A 4790-nucleotide genomic window follows, 5' to 3' on the forward strand; every position below is an offset into this window, starting at 1 on the left:
GAATCAGGACACTAGTATCGCGTGGAATTAGGCACTTACCGCGCCGATCGGCGCCGGGACGCCATGCCCATTTCCAGCCCGAGCCTCCGGCGGTCCCAGTTGAGCGGAAGGAGTACAGGCCAGGCGAACGGCAACAAGGTCGTGGAGACCAACCTGGATCGTGTCTCCCACCGCTCCGCCCGCTTCGTACTTCCTCGCTGCGATTTCGAGGAGCTGTGGACGGTACTTATCGAAGAGCAGAAGGAGCTTGACTGACGAGAGTTGCTTAGAGCCGCCGCCCATATCGAGCAGCGCATCCTGAGCAACCGCGCAGGGAACCGGTTTTGCTCCGTCCATCGCGTAGAAGATGATGGAGCGAAGATCTGGATCATAGATCCTACTCTTCACGGTCAACTTGAGACTCATGACCCAATTCCTTCGCAATCGAAAATCGCGTATGAACAAATTATGGGTTTTCTGATCAGGCGGCGACGCTCATAAGGGTGTGAAGCAGCACAATTACGGGGCCTTCAGTGATACGCGGGATAAACCCGACAACAGATTTGCCGGCGTCAGGCTCTCGTCTCGGGGAACCAGCTGGCTCTGCCGCCCTTCTGAGGCTTTGCCAAGCTGTGCATCTTGAAGGCGACCTCTGTCCGGTTCCGCGCCTGTAGCTTCTTCATGATGCCGCGGATATGGACCTTCACCGTGCTCTCGCAGAGGTTCAACTCGTAGGCGATCACCTTGTTCGGCTTGCCCCGGCTGATCGCATCAGCGACCGCCGCCTGCCGATCTGTCAGGAGACCGCAGAGGGGCGACTTGACCGCCGAGTCCTTCGCAGGCGCGACGGCGATCAGGCTGCTCGCGGGAACGAACAGACCGCCGGCCCGGGCCAACGAAATCGCGCCGACCAGGACGTTGAGATTGACGCTGGTCGGGATATATCCCCGGGCGTCGTGTCCGAGAATCTTGACGATGTGCAGCGGATCCTCAATGTCCCCCATCACCACCGTCGGGATGTGTGCGTAGGTGCGGGCAAGCCGTTGCAGGTGGTCCACGACATCCTGATCGTCGGCGCCGGCCGCCCCAATGCCGAGCAGGATCACCGAGGTCTCGTGCTCGACGTCTTCGCCCTGCAGCCACTCCTCAATGCCGGCGTATCCGCGGATGCGGAACGTGCCATCGACCGCCTGGAGTGCCCTCGTCAGAGTGTCCCGGCCGAGCGTGCGGGGATCGATGATCGAGATCAGCGGCGCTTCCTGATGCGTCCGCGGCAATTCCCGCCCAGGGGCGTCGATGCTGGCCACTGCCTGTCCGCCGCCACCCTCCGCCTTTTGGCGCAGCCCGATCTCGACATCCTGTTCCTGGGGTCCGGTGTCGGCCGCAGTGGAATAATTTCCACGATACGCAAACATGTTCTCTCCTGTCTGTGGCGCAGCCCGCTCTGAGCGGTTGGTCGCTTATGCAGATTTCATTGTCGTTTGCGGTCGGAGCCGGTGCGCGAGGATTTTGCCGCTCGAAGGAGACGTCGACGCACTAAGGTTCCAATACAGAATTCTAAGCGTGAGGCCATTTCTGCCGTCCGGCGCCTCTGCCGGGCACATTCGTACCGAACAGGACTAGTGTGCACAGCGGGGCACCGGACGGGTTATATTAGGCAACTTGCACAATCTCATGGGTATTGCAAAAATGACGAAGTATGACCAGAAGTACACGGAGTGTATTCGCGGCATTCAAACTGGACTGTCTATATGGGTATGTAGCCCTAGCTGCTCAAAGCGGTCAAGGCATTTGGCTAAAATTTTATAGATCATTTGGGTCACCCGGGTTCCCCAAATGGGCGAGCCGCCTTTTGGCTTAGCCCTTCGACCTGGCGGAGCGAGTGCGCTTTTCGATCAACGGTGGGCAGGTCCAGCCTGAGCCGCCTTCCGTCCATTTTGCTGTCCCATGGGTCTTGTCGTCCTGCGCAAGATCGGTGCGCCCGGCTATCCGGAGCCGGGGCTCGGCGCGGTGGTCGACGGCGCCGATCCGCATGTGAGTGCTGAATGACGCCGTTATGCGCGATGTGATGCCGAGCCGCGGCTATGTCGAGGCAGAGACCGAGCGTCAGTTGGTCCAGATCGAGCGCCGCCGGCGTCTCTATCGCGGCGACCTGCCAGCGCCCTCCGTGGCCGGGCGCGTCGTCATTCTGGTCGATGCCGGGATCGCCACCGGCGGCACCATCACCGCGGCCCTGCAGAGGTTGACGGTCGCCAAGCCGGTCCGGCTGGTGCTCGCGGTACCGGTGGCGCCGCCGGATGTGCTAAAGACGCTGTCCAAACTGGCGGACGAGGAGGTGAGCAGCCTCCTTGTCGAGGCGGCCGACCACCCGACATAGCCCGGCGCCTTGGCCCACTGCTCCGGGCCATAGGCACTCGCCGCGTCGGCGCCCCGATACCGGACCCTGCCCCGAGCCCGCAGGATCCGGCGCAACTCGGCCAGCCCGGCCCGACAAAGGTGCACCGAAACCGGCCACAGCGCCGGGGTCCCAAGCGGACGGTCGAGAGCAAATTGGTATCGGTCCCTAGCCCCTTGCTCGTTGGTTCAGTGCCCGGATCCTCGGCATCGGGCCAACCGACTTCAGCGCTGCTCGAGCCCGATGGAGTCGGCACCGGAGTGTGCCGAGCGGCAGATGCAGGCGTTTGGCCATCTTGTCATAGGGCTCGCCTGCGATCGCAATGCATTCCAGGACCTCGCGATGTTCGATCGACAGCGCTGGCCAGCGGGCCGCCAGCTCCCGAAGTTCCAGCGCGTGATCCTGCGAGGATTCAACACCCAAGTCACGATCCTCAAGAGGAACGATGTTGAGTTTCGCGCGCCCTACCCGCGCATATTGTGACAGGAAGATCCGCCGCATGATCACGACAAGCCAGCTCAGCATGTTCGTGTCGGGCTGCCAGCGATGAAGATTGAGGCATGCCCGCAGAAGAGTGTCCTGCACAAGATCATCGGCGTCCGCACGATTGTGGGTCAATGACGCAGCATAGCGTCGGATGCTTCTTATGTGAGGCTCGACAACGCAACTGAACTGCGCGCTTGTCGAAAGGGAGATCTCGGACACAGGAACCCTCATTTTGCCCGACAAAATCAACAAAAGAATTTTGGCTTATCGACTAGGATTTCTTATAAAATCTTAACGACAAACATCCTAATCGACCATGATGTCTTCTTGATGCGGGCAGGCACCTATTTTATTCTCTTGCCTCTTGGGAGGCGACCGGAAATGCATCAGCAATCCGAACTCCGGCATACGGCTTTCGAGCAGGCGCCGCTGCCCTCGTTGTTCCGACGCGACCCGATCCGCAGAGAAGGCGGTCGGCGGCGTATTCTGGTTGTAGAGGATGATGCAGGTCTGGCCGACCAGGTGTCAGAGGCGATCGCCGCGATGGGCCTCGAACCTGTCGGGCCGACTGGCGCACTTGGGGCTGCCCTCGTTTCCGCCGAGACACAGGAGCTGCACGGAGCCCTATTGGACGTGCGGCTCCAGCGCGGGCTTCGGGTCTATCCGGTAGCCGACATCCTGTGGCGCAGACGGATACCGTTCTGCTTCGTGACCGCCTATTGCGATCAGAGGATGGCGACATATCCGGCAGAGGCCGTCCTGTACAAGCCCATTTCCCTGCCGGCCCTGTGCGCGGCAGTGCGCACGCTGATCGAGGCATAACCGCCGGCACGGCCTCCGTCGAGTTGCCGATTTGCCCAGGCACGAGGGCGCCAGTTCCATGAAGGTCGGCGTTGGGGCACTGCTCGTGCCCGTCATGACGATTTACGGAATTCTGCGGAATATAAGTGACGCGTCAGTCGTCAAGGATGTAACGCGGGCTATTTCTGCTCGATTCGACTTCACGGTTCTGGAGATTTTCATGCGTGTTCGCACTTCTGCGACCCTGCCCGTCGTGGCCGCCTTCGGGCTGCTCTACGCCACGGGAGTCAGTGCCGCGACCTGGGGAGACCTCAAGGACGTCTCGAAGCCGCACTTCATCGTCGTCAAGGACAATGGCGGTGGGCACGGCGGCGGCAATGGAGGCGGAAACGGGGGCGGCAACGGGGGCGGAAACGGAGGCGGGAAAGGCGGCGACAACGGCAATGGCGGTGGCAACAGCAACGCCGGCGGGCAGGGCAGCGGCAACGGCAATGGCGGTGCCAATGCCGGGGTTGACGCAGACGGCAACAAGGGCAAAGCCCTGGGCGCCGGCAAGGCCGACACCGTCTCGCTCGACGACGATGCCACCGATGCAATGGTCGGCTCCGGCTGGTCACCAGCCGTCGGCAACGGACCATTCCGCAATCACGGTGCCCGTGTCTCCGCCATGGTCAGCCTGGCCAAGGAGCTAGGCTACAGTGCCAACGTCGGAGCCATGCAGGCCAATTTCGGTACGCCGCAAGAGACGGGGATCCGCGCCCTGCAGGAGCGGATCGCCGAGCTCAAGGCCGATCCGACCACGGATCCGGCCCTGATCGACGCGCTCGAGGACGAGCTCGCCGACCGGATCGAGCAGGTCAAGCCCGGCACCGGGCCGACCGGCGAGTGGGAGACGACCAATCTGGACGTCGACGGCAACGGCTTGGTCGACGACCGCGATCTGTCCCTTGCCCGCCAGGGCTTCCGCCCGTTCGACTGACGGTCTGGTGATAAGTCGCGGCTGCATCTGGCCCTACTTGGCTCGTGGTGCTCGGCAGGCACAGTCTCCTGCGGCGCGCACCACGCCAAGGTCGCAGGTTTCAACCCTCGGCCTTGTCCAGCTCGTTTGGCTGCCTGACGAGATTGCAGC

General features: G+C 62.2%; 6 protein-coding genes. 3 read left to right on the top strand and 3 right to left on the bottom strand.

Features of this window, described 5'->3' with window-relative positions:
- Window positions 1-27: 27 nt before the first annotated feature.
- A complete protein-coding gene (locus FFK22_RS41010; RefSeq protein WP_138893570.1) occupies window positions 28-405 on the bottom strand; it encodes a DUF1488 domain-containing protein in 378 nt (125 codons plus the stop codon).
- A gap of 146 nt (window positions 406-551) precedes the next feature.
- Complete coding sequence (locus FFK22_RS41015) at window positions 552-1394, bottom strand: LuxR C-terminal-related transcriptional regulator (protein WP_138893569.1); 843 nt, start codon at window positions 1392-1394, stop codon at window positions 552-554.
- Window positions 1395-2035: 641 nt separating this feature from the next.
- Here FFK22_RS41015 and FFK22_RS41020 point away from each other — a divergent pair.
- A complete protein-coding gene (locus FFK22_RS41020) occupies window positions 2036-2356 on the top strand; it encodes a phosphoribosyltransferase family protein (protein WP_138893568.1) in 321 nt (106 codons plus the stop codon).
- A gap of 186 nt (window positions 2357-2542) precedes the next feature.
- Here the strand turns inward: FFK22_RS41020 and FFK22_RS41025 are convergent, their stop codons facing one another.
- Entirely contained in the window at window positions 2543-3091 is a 549-nt protein-coding gene (locus tag FFK22_RS41025; protein WP_138893567.1) for an RNA polymerase sigma factor, read from the bottom strand.
- Here FFK22_RS41025 and FFK22_RS41030 point away from each other — a divergent pair.
- Together FFK22_RS41030 and FFK22_RS41035 are read left to right on the top strand one after the other, a co-directional pair.
- Window positions 3023-3682, top strand: coding sequence for a hypothetical protein (locus FFK22_RS41030; protein WP_186002958.1), 660 nt, complete (start codon window positions 3023-3025; stop codon window positions 3680-3682). The two genes, FFK22_RS41025 and FFK22_RS41030, sit on opposite strands and share 69 nt — an antisense overlap.
- 58 nt (window positions 3683-3740) lie before the next feature.
- A complete protein-coding gene (locus FFK22_RS41035; protein WP_138893565.1) occupies window positions 3741-4640 on the top strand; it encodes a hypothetical protein in 900 nt (299 codons plus the stop codon).
- The last annotated feature ends 150 nt before the right edge of the window (window positions 4641-4790 follow it).

The sequence above is a fragment of the Mycobacterium sp. KBS0706 genome, assembly GCF_005938675.2.
Lineage (GTDB): Bacteria > Pseudomonadota > Alphaproteobacteria > DSM-16000 > Inquilinaceae > Inquilinus.